General features: G+C 36.3%; 13 protein-coding genes. All 13 read left to right on the top strand.

Annotation, left to right across the window (positions count from 1 at the left end; genetic code table 11):
• Window positions 1–5: 5 nt before the first annotated feature.
• The 13 genes from rbfA (at window position 6) to dapA (ending at window position 13,227) form a co-directional block, all read left to right on the top strand.
• On the top strand, window positions 6–359 hold the full coding sequence (gene rbfA, locus BLQ56_RS03995; RefSeq protein WP_090850195.1) for a 30S ribosome-binding factor RbfA: 354 nt from the start codon (window positions 6–8) through the stop codon (window positions 357–359).
• Between the two features lie 67 nt (window positions 360–426).
• Complete coding sequence (truB, locus tag BLQ56_RS03990) at window positions 427–1,347, top strand: tRNA pseudouridine(55) synthase TruB (protein WP_090850193.1); 921 nt, start codon at window positions 427–429, stop codon at window positions 1,345–1,347.
• 33 nt (window positions 1,348–1,380) lie between these two features.
• The gene (gene ribF, locus BLQ56_RS03985) at window positions 1,381–2,349 is read left to right on the top strand and encodes a bifunctional riboflavin kinase/FAD synthetase (protein WP_090850191.1); all 969 of its coding nucleotides are present in this window, start codon (window positions 1,381–1,383) and stop codon (window positions 2,347–2,349) included.
• A 102-nt stretch (window positions 2,350–2,451) separates the two neighbouring features.
• Window positions 2,452–2,721, top strand: a complete 270-nt coding sequence (gene rpsO, locus BLQ56_RS03980) for a 30S ribosomal protein S15 (RefSeq protein ID WP_090850189.1) — start codon at window positions 2,452–2,454, stop codon at window positions 2,719–2,721.
• Between the two features lie 186 nt (window positions 2,722–2,907).
• Window positions 2,908–5,022 (top strand): polyribonucleotide nucleotidyltransferase, encoded by a 2,115-nt coding sequence (gene pnp / locus BLQ56_RS03975; RefSeq protein WP_090850187.1) that lies wholly within the window; start codon window positions 2,908–2,910, stop codon window positions 5,020–5,022.
• 157 nt (window positions 5,023–5,179) lie between these two features.
• Complete coding sequence (locus BLQ56_RS03970) at window positions 5,180–6,142, top strand: polysaccharide deacetylase family protein (protein WP_090850185.1); 963 nt, start codon at window positions 5,180–5,182, stop codon at window positions 6,140–6,142.
• 64 nt (window positions 6,143–6,206) lie between these two features.
• A complete protein-coding gene (locus tag BLQ56_RS03965; RefSeq protein WP_090850182.1) occupies window positions 6,207–7,448 on the top strand; it encodes a M16 family metallopeptidase in 1,242 nt (413 codons plus the stop codon).
• A 75-nt stretch (window positions 7,449–7,523) separates the two neighbouring features.
• Window positions 7,524–7,784: a YlmC/YmxH family sporulation protein gene (locus BLQ56_RS03960; RefSeq protein WP_090850180.1), complete on the top strand. Its 261-nt coding sequence runs from the start codon at window positions 7,524–7,526 to the stop codon at window positions 7,782–7,784.
• 422 nt (window positions 7,785–8,206) lie between these two features.
• Window positions 8,207–9,106 carry a dipicolinic acid synthetase subunit A gene (gene dpaA, locus BLQ56_RS03955; protein ID WP_090850178.1) on the top strand — a complete coding sequence of 300 codons (900 nt, stop codon included), beginning with the start codon at window positions 8,207–8,209 and terminating at the stop codon, window positions 9,104–9,106.
• Entirely contained in the window at window positions 9,106–9,702 is a 597-nt protein-coding gene (locus tag BLQ56_RS03950; RefSeq protein WP_090850176.1) for a dipicolinate synthase subunit B, read from the top strand. Before dpaA ends, BLQ56_RS03950 begins: the two co-directional genes overlap by 1 nt.
• Before the next feature lie 225 nt (window positions 9,703–9,927).
• Window positions 9,928–10,977, top strand: a complete 1,050-nt coding sequence (gene asd / locus BLQ56_RS03945) for an aspartate-semialdehyde dehydrogenase (RefSeq protein WP_090850175.1) — start codon at window positions 9,928–9,930, stop codon at window positions 10,975–10,977.
• Between the two features lie 110 nt (window positions 10,978–11,087).
• Window positions 11,088–12,326, top strand: a complete 1,239-nt coding sequence (gene dapG, locus BLQ56_RS03940) for an aspartate kinase (RefSeq protein WP_090850174.1) — start codon at window positions 11,088–11,090, stop codon at window positions 12,324–12,326.
• A gap of 28 nt (window positions 12,327–12,354) precedes the next feature.
• On the top strand, window positions 12,355–13,227 hold the full coding sequence (gene dapA / locus BLQ56_RS03935; RefSeq protein ID WP_090850172.1) for a 4-hydroxy-tetrahydrodipicolinate synthase: 873 nt from the start codon (window positions 12,355–12,357) through the stop codon (window positions 13,225–13,227).
• The last annotated feature ends 100 nt before the right edge of the window (window positions 13,228–13,327 follow it).

The raw sequence follows: 13,327 nt of genomic DNA, 5'->3' as shown, positions 1-13,327 counted from the left end.
TGATAATGAGTATTCGACCTACGCGCGTCGGAGAACAAATGAAGAAAGAACTTAGTGATATCATCGGGCGAAAGATTAAAGATCCACGTATTGGATTTGTAACTGTAACTGATGTTGAAGTAACAGGAGACCTTCAGCAGGCGAAGGTTTTTATATCTGTACTTGGTGATAACGAACAAAGAGAAAATACTTTAAAGGGTTTAGCAAAAGCTAAGGGCTTTATTCGTACTGAAATCGGTAAACGAATCCGTTTGCGTAAGATTCCAGAAATTCAATTCGAATTTGATGAATCAATAGATTATGGTAATCGTATAGAAAGTTTACTGAGTGAGCTAAACCGACAATCAAATCTAGAATAACAAAGTGAGGCTGTCCCATGGACAGCCTCATCTTCATATTACATATCATTAATGGAGGGATGAAACAATGGAAGGTATTTTACTACTAAACAAACCAAAAGGAATGACCTCGCACGATTGTGTGTTTAAAGTTAGAAAGTTAATTAAAATGAAAAAAGTTGGACACACAGGCACTCTAGATCCAGATGTGACAGGAGTCCTACCAATTTGTATTGGACGAGCAACAAAGATTGTAGAGTACATAACGGCTACAGAAAAAACATACGAAGGGGAAGTAACGATTGGGTTCTCAACAACAACTGAGGACGCATCAGGCGAGATTGTTAGTAAAAAAAATATAGACAGAGTTATAAATAGGAGTGAAATCGAAAAGGTCTTACAATCGATGTGTGGTGAGCTTGTGCAAACACCCCCTATGTTCTCTGCAGTTAAAGTAAATGGTAAGCGTCTATATGAATATGCGAGACAAGGGATAGAAGTGGAAAGACCTTCTAGAACGATTTTTATTAAAGAGTTCGTTTTATTAGATGAGAGAGAAACCTTTGAGGGGAACCAAGTTTCTTTTAAATTCCGTGTAACATGCAGTAAAGGGACCTATGTGCGCACATTAGCTGTCATGATTGGTGAAGCATTAGGTTATCCTTCCCACATGTCTAGTCTAATCAGAACAGCTTCTGGAAAATATACTCTTGATCAATGCTTAACATTTGAAGAAATTGAAGAAAAGATAAAAGGATCTAACATAGAAGAAAGTTTACAATCAATTGAAAGTGCGCTCTTTCATTTGCCGAAATTTGCGATTAATGATACATTAGCAGTAAAAGTTTTGAATGGTGCAGTTCTTGAAATCCCAACTGAATTAAAGGATGTTCTGGATGAACCAATCTGTATCATTGATCAAAATGATAAATGTATAGCAATATATGCACAACATCAATCAAAACCTCATTTAATGAAGCCTATAAAGGTTCTTGTAACAACACAGTAGCACTTCGTTAAACATGAGAAAAGGTGACAATAGATGAAAATAATACGAATTCGACACCCTCATCAATTAAAGAAAGAAGAACTTCCTGAAACTTCTCTAGCACTTGGTTATTTTGACGGTGTTCATTTAGGCCATCAACAAGTGATAAAAACAGCAATAGAAAAAGCAAAGTCAGAAGGGTACGAAAGTGCAGTAATGACTTTTGACCCCCATCCTTCCGTGGTGCTTGGGAGGGATAAAAAGATTAATTATTACCTAACACCTCTAGAAGAAAAACAGCAGCTGATTGCTGACTTAGGAGTGGAACGATTATATATAGTCGAATTCACTCAAGAGTTTGCCAATTTATTACCTCAAGAATTTGTAGATCAATACATTATTGAACTAAATGTGAAACATATATGTGCTGGTTTTGATTTTTCATATGGAAAAATGGGTAAAGGATCAATGGAGACAATGCCTTTTCATTCGCGAAATGAATTCACTCAAACGACGATTAACAAGCAAACTGTGTTTGATGAGGTTAAAATTAGCTCATCCTTTATTAGAGAATTAGTTAACAAGGGGGAAGTTGAAAAGCTTCCATTCCTATTAGCTAGACCATACTCATTCAGAGGTGTGGTTGTTGATGGTGATAAAAGAGGGAGAACGATTGGTTTTCCAACGGCAAACATTCGCCCTAATTCTGATTACCTCATTCCAACTACAGGAGTATACGCAGTTAAAATCCGTGTGAATTCAACTTGGTATAATGGCGTGTGTAATATTGGTTACAAGCCCACTTTTAATCATGATGAAAAAGTTCAATCAATAGAAGTTCATATCTTTAACTTTAGTGAAATGATTTATGGTGAAGAAGTAATCGTCGAGTGGTATAAAAGAATACGGGCAGAGAAGAAATTTAATAATATCACTGATTTAATAAAAAGAATCGAACAAGATAAAGATGAGGCAATCACCTATTTTGAAAAAATAAGGGAAGAGACTTGCTTTTTATCATAAAAAGAGTTATTCTTATAAACGTGTTATAGAACCATTGCTTGGCAAGACGAATCACCAACGTCTGCTCGGTAATAGGGGATTATATTAGAGGAGGTGAATAGGATGGCAATCACACAAGAGCGTAAAAATGAACTAATCAGTGAGTTTAAAACTCACGAGAGCGACACTGGATCTCCAGAAGTTCAAATCGCTGTCCTAACAGAATCAATTAATAACTTGAACGATCATTTACGTACTCACAAGAAAGATCATCATTCACGTCGTGGTCTTTTAAAGATGGTTGGTAAGCGTCGTAACTTACTTACTTACTTACGTAACAAAGACGTAACTCGTTATCGTGACCTTATTAATAGATTAGGTTTACGTAGATAACTTACAGAAAGCGGGATAATTCCCGCTTTTTTATTAGCAATAAAATCTATTAAAATTATAGCAATTTTTTACATACACGAATTCTAATGATATCATTAAATAATATAGTTCATACTAAAAATACATACTAATGAATATGGACAATAAATTTCTATTGAAATTTTTACATACGAGAGGAGAAAAAACATGGATCAACAAGGTAAAAAGCATTTTTCCATGAACTGGGCAGGCCGTGAGCTTACAGTTGAAATTGGACAACTGGCAAAACAGGCAAACGGTGCGGTCTTGGTCCGATATGGTGAAACAGTCGTTCTAAGTACTGCTACAGCTTCAAAAGAACCAAAAAACTTAGATTTCTTTCCATTAACAGTGAATTATGAGGAAAGATTATATGCAGTTGGTAAGATCCCTGGTGGATTTATTAAGCGTGAGGGTAGACCAAGTGAAAAAGCAATTTTAGCAAGTCGTCTTATTGACCGACCTATTCGACCTTTATTTGCGGATGGTTTTCGTAATGAAGTTCAAGTTATAAGTATTGTAATGAGTGTGGACCAAAACTGCTCTTCAGAAATGGCTGCAATGTTTGGTTCTTCACTTGCATTAAGCGTATCAGATATTCCTTTTGACGGGCCAATCTCTGGAGTAATAGTTGGTCGAATCGATAACGAATTTGTTATAAATCCCTCAGTTGAGCAGCTTGAAAAGAGTGATATTCACCTTGTAGTTGCTGGCACAAAGGATGCAATTAACATGGTTGAAGCGGGAGCAGATGAAGTTTCAGAAGAAACGATGCTTGAAGCAATCATGTTTGGTCATGAAGAAATTAAGCGATTAATTTCCTTCCAGGAAAAAATTGTTGCTGAGATTGGCAAAGAAAAGTTAGAAATAAAGCTTTATGAATTAGATAAAGATATTGAAAACCAAATCCGAGAAATGGCTGAAAAAGATCTTACAGATGCAGTTCAGGTGGTTGAGAAACATGCTAGAGAAGCTGCTATTAATGAAGTAAGAGTTGCGGTTATTCAGAAGTTTGAAGAGCAAGAAGCAGATGATAGTACTCTTAAACAAGTTAAAGAAATTTTGTACAAGCTTGTTAAAGAGGAAGTTCGTAGACTTATTACTGTCGAAAAGATCCGCCCAGATGGCAGAAAAATTGATCAAATAAGACAGCTGTCTTCTGAAGTAGGATTATTACCAAGAACACATGGTTCAGGATTATTTACACGTGGACAAACCCAAGCACTTAGTATTTGTACCCTTGGTGCGTTAGGTGATGTTCAAATCCTAGACGGCTTAGGAATTGAAGAATCAAAACGTTTTATGCATCATTATAATTTCCCACAATTTAGTGTGGGAGAAACTGGACCAATGAGAGGACCAGGACGCCGTGAAATTGGTCATGGTGCGTTAGGTGAGAGAGCATTAGAGCCTATCATCCCGTCTGAGAAGGACTTCCCTTACACAATTCGTTTAGTATCGGAAGTACTAGAGTCAAATGGTTCAACTTCACAAGCTAGTATCTGCGCAAGTACTCTTGCAATGATGGATGCTGGTGTGCCTATTAAGGCTCCTGTTGCTGGTATTGCAATGGGATTAGTGAAATCTGGCGAACATTATTCAGTTCTTACTGATATCCAAGGAATGGAAGACCACCTAGGTGATATGGATTTCAAAGTGGCAGGTACTTCAAAGGGTATTACTGCACTACAAATGGATATTAAAATTGATGGGCTATCAAGAGAGATTCTTGAAGAAGCATTACAACAAGCGAAAATTGGCCGTAAAGAGATCTTAGAATCAATGCTTAGCACGATACAAGATCCTAGAAATCAATTATCTAAGTACGCACCTAAAATTGTTTCAATGAAAATTAATCCAGACAAGATAAGAGATGTTATTGGGCCTAGCGGTAAGCAAATCAATAAGATTATCGAAGAGACTGGTGTAAAAATTGATATTGAACAAGATGGTACAGTCTTTATTTCATCTATTAATGAAGAGATGATTAGCAAAGCTAAAAAAATCATTGAAGACATTGTTCGAGAAGTTGAAGTTGGACAAATGTACCTAGGTAAAGTAAAACGAATTGAAAAATTCGGTGCATTTGTTGAGATCTTTAATGGAAAAGATGGTTTAGTTCATATTTCTGAATTGGCTGAGGAACGTGTCGGAAAAGTTGAAGATGTTGTTTCTCTAGGTGACGAGATACTAGTTAAGGTTACTGAAATTGATAAACAAGGACGAGTAAATTTATCAAGAAAAGCTGTACTTAAACAGGAAAAAGAAAAACAAGAGCAGTAAAAGAAAGGGCCTGGTCAACCGGGCTTTTTTTTCGCACTTGTAAAAGATTACGGCTCCTGTAAACGATAATATGAAACATATTTCTATTTAGATTTTACATGAACGAGTTCTACCTTGTCCCTTATACACATAATTGTAGTATAAAGGGGGAGCTGTGATGAAAAGAACATACATACAATTTATTGCGTTTTTATTTATTTTCTTAATATCTATAAGTACGACTCAGAATCCATATACTTCTAATTATATAAGTGATTTAAAAGATGATAGTGAAACTGTATCAAAGCAAATTGATGCCTTATATAAAGAGATCGATGAGAAAGCTAAGGCCTATGAAAAAGAACCTATTGATGCTGAAATTAATAAAGTATGGAAAGCAACACCTGGTTATAACGGTCTAAAAGTAGATGTTGATGCGTCTTATAAAAAGATGAAAAAATCGAACAAATTTGATGAGCATAAACTTGTTTACAAACAAGTGTCACCAAAAGTACATCTAGATGATTTACCCCCTGAGGCTATATACCGTGGAAACCCTGAAAAGCCGATGGTTTCCTTCTTAATAAATGTTGCCTGGGGAAATGAGTACATACCAGATATGCTTGAAACATTAAAAAAGCATAAAGTTAAGGCAACATTCTTTCTTGAGGGGAGATGGGTTAAGGAAAATCCAGACTTAGCCAAAATGATTGTTTCAGCGGGACATGAGGTTGGAAACCATTCTTATACACATCCCAATTTAAAAACCCTTTCATCATCATCGGTGGTCGATCAATTGTCAAAAACGAATGATGTAATTGAAGCTACAACTGGTGAAAAGCCAAGTCTTTTTGCTCCACCTGCTGGGAACTATAGAGATGAAGTGGTGAAAATTGCCGCAAATCAAGGGATGAAAACAATTATGTGGAGTGTGGATACCATTGATTGGCAACGTCCTGAACCCCATGTACTTGTTCAGAGAGTAATGGGTAAGGTGCATCCAGGTGCTCTTATTTTGATGCATCCAACCTCTTCAACTGCAAAAGCGTTAGAAACTCTAATCCTTTCAATTAAACAAAAAGAATATATTATCCATAATGTGTCAACATTATTAAGTGAAGACCGTGTCATAAACAAGTAAAAGGGAGCTACTCATATTTTAAAACATCAATGGTGAGTGCTAAATAAGACGGGAGGAAGGCTCTTTGATTAAGAAATATACATGCCAAAATGGTGTAAGAGTTGTTTTAGAAAATATACCTACTGTTCGTTCAGTTGCGATAGGGGTTTGGATTGGTACTGGATCTAGAAGTGAAAATGAGCTCAATAATGGGGTTTCACACTTTCTTGAACATATGTTTTTTAAAGGTACTAAAACACGCACGGCTCGAGAAATAGCTGAATCATTTGATAGCATTGGAGGCCAAGTTAATGCCTTCACATCTAAAGAGTATACATGTTATTATGCAAAGGTATTAGATGAGCATTCTAAATTTGCATTAGATACATTAGCTGATATGTTTTTTAATTCAACATTTGTCGAAGAAGAGTTGGCTAAAGAAAAAAATGTAGTTCTTGAAGAAATTAAAATGTATGAAGATACACCAGATGATATTGTTCACGATTTATTAAGCAAAGCTTGTTATGAAAACCACCCATTAGGCTATCCGATATTAGGGACTGAAGAGACTCTAAATGCTTTTAACAGTGACCTCTTACGTCAATATATGAATGAGTACTATACACCAGATAATGTAGTCGTTTCAGTTGCTGGTAATATCGATGAAAGCTTTATAAAAGAGATCGAACAATATTTTGGATCATATTCATCAGAGCATTCTAAGAAGGAATATGCTCCACCATCATTTCATAAAAACAATATTATGAAGAAGAAAGAAACCGAGCAAGCTCATTTGTGTATTGGCTATAATGGGTTGCAAATTGGAGATAAAGATATCTACAACTTAATTGTACTTAATAATATTTTAGGTGGCAGTATGAGCAGCCGTCTTTTCCAAGAGGTCAGAGAACAACGAGGTCTAGCTTATTCAGTATTTTCTTACCACTCATCATTCCAGGATAATGGACTTCTTACGATCTATGGCGGTACAGGTGCTAACCAATTAGATACACTCTTTGAAACGATTATGGATACTCTTTCACAGTTGAAGAAAGAAGGGATCACGACGAAAGAGTTGAAAAATAGTAAAGAGCAAATGAAGGGTAATCTAATGTTGAGTCTGGAAAGTACAAATAGTAGAATGAGCCGTAACGGTAAAAATGAGCTACTTCTTAAGAAGCATAGAACGTTAGATGAGATGATTGATTTGATTAATGGTGTTGATGAGGAAGGTGTTAATAAGCTTACAAATCAAATTTTTACAGACACTTATTCAGTTGCACTTATCAGTCCGAACGAGGAATTACCGAAAAGTATTATTATTTAATTTATTACACTAATTTCACTTCTAATTATAGGACTACTCCATACAATGTAGTAAGGAATGTGAAGGAGTGGTAACATGAGATTAAGTGAGTTAGGTGGTAAGGAAATTGTTGATGTTAAACGTGCCGAAAGACTTGGAGTACTAGGACAAACCGATCTTGAAATTAATGAGCAGACTGGACAAATTAATGCATTAATAATTCCTTCATTAAAGTGGTTTGGTCTAAAAAAACAAGGAAACGAAGTTCGAGTCCCTTGGAGTCATATTAAGAAGATAGGCACAGACATGATAATAATTGATATTCCAGAGGAATTATCATCAGAACAAAACAAATAAATAAGAAAGGCTGTTTCATCTAAGTTGTTGTTTTAGACAGCATTGAAAAGGTAGTACCAAGCAGGCTGAATACACGTAGACTCCTGCGGGACCAGTGGCCAAAGTGAGACCCCGCAGGAGCAACAGCGACGAGGAGGCTACTGGTCACCCGCCGGACGCGGAGTGTATTCGGCCTGCGACTTTAAAAACAACAATCTATATGAAAACAGCTATTAGAAAAAAGCAGTCGAGCTTCTCGATTGCTTTTTTTATTGACCTAATCATCCTGAGTTTAGGGTCTTTTTTTTTCTATTCACCCATTAGATTCCATTACATATGATGAAAGAGTAAGAGTTAATTCGACATAGTTAAAATGAAACAATATCGTTTAGTTTTTTGATAAAGTAGTGACTTTTTAAGTTATTAAAAAGAAGGTGAATAGAATGTTGACGGGTTTGCATGTAGCAATTATAGGTGGAGATGCACGCCAATTGGAAGTCGTTAGGAAGTTAATTGAACTTGATGCAAAATTATCATTAATTGGTTTCGATCAACTAGATCACGGCTTTACCGGAGCTTCAAAGGAGCAAATGGATGAAGTGGATTTTTCTACTGTAGATGCGATTATTCTACCAGTGCCTGGCACTAATGCCGAAGGGCTAGTAGATACAATATTTTCAAATGAAAAAGTACTGTTATCCGAAGAGATACTTGCAAATACACCAGAACATTGCACTGTTTTTTCAGGGATTAGTAATTCATATCTAGAAGGAATCGTGAGTTCGACCAATCGAAAATTAGTTAAATTGTTTGAAAGAGATGATGTGGCTATTTATAATTCGATTCCAACTGTAGAAGGAACAATTATGATGGTCATTCAACATACTGACATCACCATTCATGATTCTAATGTAATTGTGTTAGGACTCGGTCGTGTTGGAATGAGTGTAGCGAGAACCTTTGCAGCACTAGGTGCACATGTGAAGGTTGGGGCTAGAAAAACAGAACATATTGCAAGAATTAAAGAAATGGGGTTAACACCATTCCATCTTTCAGAATTAGATAAAGAAGTGTGTGACATTGATGTGTGTATTAATACCATTCCACATCATATTGTAACCTCTTCTGTGATATCGAAAATGCCACCTCACACGTTAATTGTAGATCTTGCATCAAAACCAGGTGGTACGGATTTTAGATATGCAGAAAAAAGGGGAATTAAAGCTTTACTAGCTCCTGGTTTGCCCGGGATTGTCGCACCGAAAACAGCAGGTCAAATCATTGCAAATGTAATGTCTCAACTCCTATTAGAGCTACTACAACATAGAGAGGAGAATGCATAATGGATTTTAAAGGGAAACGAATTGGTTTTGGATTAACAGGTTCTCATTGTACCTACGATGCGGTTTTACCTGAAATACAAAAGCTTGTAGATGCGGGTGCAGATGTAAGACCTGTTGTATCTCATACCGTAAAAGCTACAAATACTAGATTTGGTAAAGGTGAGGATTGGGTTAAGAAGCTCGAAGAGGTAACAGGTAATAAAGTCATAGACTCAATTGTTGGTGCTGAGCCACTAGGTCCTAAACTGCCTTTAGATTGTATGGTGATTGCTCCACTAACAGGAAACACAATGAGTAAATTTGCGAATGCTATGACAGAATCTCCAGTGTTAATGGCGGCCAAAGCTACTCTACGTAATTTGAATCCAGTTGTATTGGGAATTTCCACGAATGATGCTCTTGGGTTAAATGGAGTAAACTTAATGCGTCTAATGTCTACAAAAAATGTCTATTTTATCCCGTTTGGTCAAGATGCACCTGACAAAAAACCTAATTCAATGGTTGCTAGAATGGAATTGCTACAAGATACAGTGATTGCAGCTATAGAGGGAAGACAAATACAACCGGTAATTATTGAGAAATTTCGTGATAGCTAATCCTGTTCTCAACTGATAAAATAAGAAGAGGAGAAAAATGAGAAAATTCTTCTCTTCTTTACTACGTAAATGTGTTAAAATAATAGTTATTCAATTTTACTTAAAAATAATAGATTCTTCATTCTAACTAGATTTAATCAAGCTCCTGAGGAAGAATGCTCCTTTACGAAGTAATGTACAAAATTAAATCTAAAAATGATATATAAATTGGGGGTAAAAAATAACATGGCAAAAACAAATGGTATTCACGTAGCAGTGCTTGGTGCAACTGGCGCAGTTGGTCAACAAATGATTCGTACATTAGAATCTAGAGGTTTTCCTGTTGGAAAACTTACACTTTTATCTTCTGAAAGATCTGCAGGGAAGGTTGTTACTTTTAACGGGCAAGAGATTACTGTAGAAGTAGCAACTCCAGACAAATTTGAAGGCGTGGACATTGCTTTATTTAGTGCTGGTGGTAATATCTCTAAAGAGATGGCACCAGAGGCTGTTAAGCGTGGAGCAATTGTTGTAGACAATACCAGTGCTTTTCGAATGGATGAGAACGTTCCACTTGTTGTTCCTGAAGTAAATGAAGATGCACTTCATTCTCACAATGGCATAATTGCCAATCCAAATTGTTCTACCATTCAAATGGTAGTGGCGCTAGAGCCTGTTAGAAAATCTTATGGGTTGAATAAGGTAATTGTTTCTACCTATCAAGCTGTTTCTGGAGCTGGAGCAGCAGCTATCAATGAGTTGAAAGATCAAAGCAAAGCAATACTTGAAGGTAAGGAAATTAACCCAGAGATTCTACCAGTCAAAGGGGATAAGAAGCATTATCAAATTGCTTTTAATGCGATTCCACAAATTGATAAATTTCAGGATAATGGTTTTACCTTTGAGGAAATGAAAATGATTAATGAAACAAAGAAGATTATGTCAATGCCAGACCTTCAGGTAGCAGCTACTTGTGTAAGATTACCGGTTGAAACAGGTCACTCTGAGTCTGTGTATTTCGAGGTATTAGAAAATGGAGTAAGTTCTGAACAATTAAAGAGCTTATTAAAAGAATCTGCAGGTGTAACATTACAAGATGATCCTGCAAACCAAGTATATCCAATGCCTGCTCATTGTGTAGGTAAAAATGATGTATTTGTCGGAAGAATAAGAAAAGATTTAGATAACGATAAAGGATTTCACATGTGGGTTGTATCAGATAATCTTCTTAAGGGTGCTGCATGGAATTCAGTACAAATAGCTGAAAGCTTAATAAAGCTAGGATTAGTTAAATAACATCACATAGTGAAAGAACTAAGAATACAACGAGATAATGGCATGAGAGTGGGAACTCATCTACTTTCTAGCCATTCATCTATGACATCTATTACGGGGTGTTTAATTAAATGAGTATAATCGTCCAAAAATTTGGCGGAACATCTGTTAAGGATGAACAAACAAGAGATTTAGCAAAGAATCATATTCAAAAAGCGATAGCTGATGGCCACAAAATAGTTGTTGTCGTTTCTGCAATGGGCAGAGACGGTGATCCATATTCAACAGATACATTACTAAGTCTTGTTGATGCCAATAAAACAACATTAAGCTTGAGAGAAATGGATATGCTCATGTCTTGTGGTGAATTAATTTCAAGTGTAGTCTTTACGAATTTGTTAAACAAGAATGGAATACGTGCCACAGCTTTTAATGGTGCACAAGCAGGATTTAGAACAAATAACGACTACACAAATGCAAAAATTACTGAAATGAAATGTGAAAGACTATTACAGGCACTTGACGAACACGAAGTGGTTGTTGTAACAGGTTTCCAAGGTGTAAATGAATTTGGAGATGTGACGACATTAGGTCGTGGTGGTAGTGATACATCAGCTGCTGCGATTGGAGCTGCTGTTCAGGCTGAGTGGATCGATATCTTCACTGATGTAGAAGGTGTAATGACTGCTGATCCTCGGATTGTGAAGGACGCTAGACCTCTTACTTCTGTAACATATACTGAGATTTGTAATATGGCTTATCAAGGGGCTAAAGTAATTCATCCCCGTGCAGTTGAGATTGCGATGAAAGCAAAGGTACCTATTAGAATTCGTTCAACCTATTCTAATTCTGTTGGTACACTTGTAACAAGTCTTACCAAAGATGAAAATAAAGGTACAGATGTAAACGAGCGCATTATTACTGGTATTGCACATGTATCAAATGTTTCACAAATTAAAGTTCAAGCCAAAAAAGGTCAATATAATGTCCAGACAGAAGTTTTTAAAGCCATGGCAAAAGAACAAATTAGTGTCGATTTCTTCAATATCACCCCGACAAGTGTAGTATATACTGTTGCTGGTGATAAAACAGATAAGGCAATAAATGTTCTTGAGGCTTTAGGGTATCAGCCAACCGTTACAAGAGAGTGTGCAAAAGTATCCACTGTGGGTGCAGGAATGAATGGAGTTCCTGGGGTGACTGCTAAAATTGTTTCAGCACTTTCAAAAGAAGGTATCGGGATCCTCCAATCTGCTGATAGCCATACAACTATTTGGGTTTTAGTTAAACAAAAGGAAATGCATAAAGCAATTAATGCTTTGCATACAGCATTCCAACTTTCCGAAAAACCTGTTGAACCAACCCAATAGATAATCAATTGTTAGGAGTGTAAGTGTCATGATCGAGTTTGGTAGAGTATCCACTGCAATGGTAACCCCATTTGACAGTAAAGGGAATATAGATTTTGTTAAAACTACACAATTAGTCAATTATCTGATAAAAAATGGTACAGATTCTTTAGTGGTAGCTGGGACTACTGGGGAATCTCCAACCCTTTCATCTGAAGAAAAAGTTGCCCTTTTTCGACATGTGGTTCAAGTCGTAGATGGAAGAATACCTGTAATCGCGGGAACTGGCAGTAATAACACATATGCCTCAATTGAATTGACAAAAAAAGCTCAAGATGCCGGTGTTGATGCAATTATGCTTGTTGCTCCATATTATAATAAACCAAGTCAGGAAGGTCTTTATCAGCATTTTAAATTGATTGCTGAGAGTACGTCCCTCCCTGTAATGATTTATAATATACCTAGTAGATCAGTCGTTAATATTTCTGTAGATGTAATCGTAAGATTATCAAAATCACCTAATATTGTAGCAGTCAAAGAAGCTAGTGGTGATTTGAATGCAATGACTGAGATACTGGCAAATGTAGGAGATGACTTTGTATTATATAGTGGAGATGATGGCTTAACTTTACCAATTCTTTCAATTGGTGGGAAAGGGGTAGTCTCTGTTGCTTCGCACATTATGGGAAATCAGATGCAGGAAATGATCTCATTATATGAAAAAGGCAATGTAGTAGAGGCTGCAAAACAGCATCAACGCTTGTTACCAATTATGAAGTCATTATTTAATGCTCCAAGTCCTACACCGGTTAAAACGGCACTACAGTTAAAGGGACTTGATGTGGGTTCAGTAAGACTTCCGTTAATTCCTCTCACTGAACAAGAACGAAATGCATTATCAAATAGTCTAAATAAGCTTTAAGAGTTGATCAATGATCAACTCTTTTTTTCTTTGTTATTTAGTATAAGAGAATGTTTAGTGGATTACTCGTTAATAATAATAGGAGACTATCGCTTGAAAG

This window comes from Litchfieldia salsa (genome assembly GCF_900104555.1).
GTDB lineage: Bacteria > Bacillota > Bacilli > Bacillales > Bacillaceae_L > Litchfieldia > Litchfieldia salsa.
Note: the sequence above shows the minus strand (reverse complement) of the source record. Positions and strands in the feature narration are given on the sequence as shown.

What these genes read in the sequence shown, in the direction of transcription:
- rbfA (WP_090850195.1), top strand. Translation starts at nt 6, where the DNA reads ATGAGTATTCGACCTACGCGCGTCGGAGAACAAATGAAGAAAGAACTT.
- truB (WP_090850193.1), top strand. Translation starts at nt 427, where the DNA reads ATGGAAGGTATTTTACTACTAAACAAACCAAAAGGAATGACCTCGCAC.
- ribF (WP_090850191.1), top strand. Translation starts at nt 1,381, where the DNA reads ATGAAAATAATACGAATTCGACACCCTCATCAATTAAAGAAAGAAGAA.
- rpsO (WP_090850189.1), top strand. Translation starts at nt 2,452, where the DNA reads ATGGCAATCACACAAGAGCGTAAAAATGAACTAATCAGTGAGTTTAAA.
- pnp (WP_090850187.1), top strand. Translation starts at nt 2,908, where the DNA reads ATGGATCAACAAGGTAAAAAGCATTTTTCCATGAACTGGGCAGGCCGT.
- BLQ56_RS03970 (WP_090850185.1), top strand. Translation starts at nt 5,180, where the DNA reads ATGAAAAGAACATACATACAATTTATTGCGTTTTTATTTATTTTCTTA.
- BLQ56_RS03960 (WP_090850180.1), top strand. Translation starts at nt 7,524, where the DNA reads ATGAGATTAAGTGAGTTAGGTGGTAAGGAAATTGTTGATGTTAAACGT.
- dpaA (WP_090850178.1), top strand. Translation starts at nt 8,207, where the DNA reads ATGTTGACGGGTTTGCATGTAGCAATTATAGGTGGAGATGCACGCCAA.
- BLQ56_RS03950 (WP_090850176.1), top strand. Translation starts at nt 9,106, where the DNA reads ATGGATTTTAAAGGGAAACGAATTGGTTTTGGATTAACAGGTTCTCAT.
- asd (WP_090850175.1), top strand. Translation starts at nt 9,928, where the DNA reads ATGGCAAAAACAAATGGTATTCACGTAGCAGTGCTTGGTGCAACTGGC.
- dapG (WP_090850174.1), top strand. Translation starts at nt 11,088, where the DNA reads ATGAGTATAATCGTCCAAAAATTTGGCGGAACATCTGTTAAGGATGAA.
- dapA (WP_090850172.1), top strand. Translation starts at nt 12,355, where the DNA reads ATGATCGAGTTTGGTAGAGTATCCACTGCAATGGTAACCCCATTTGAC.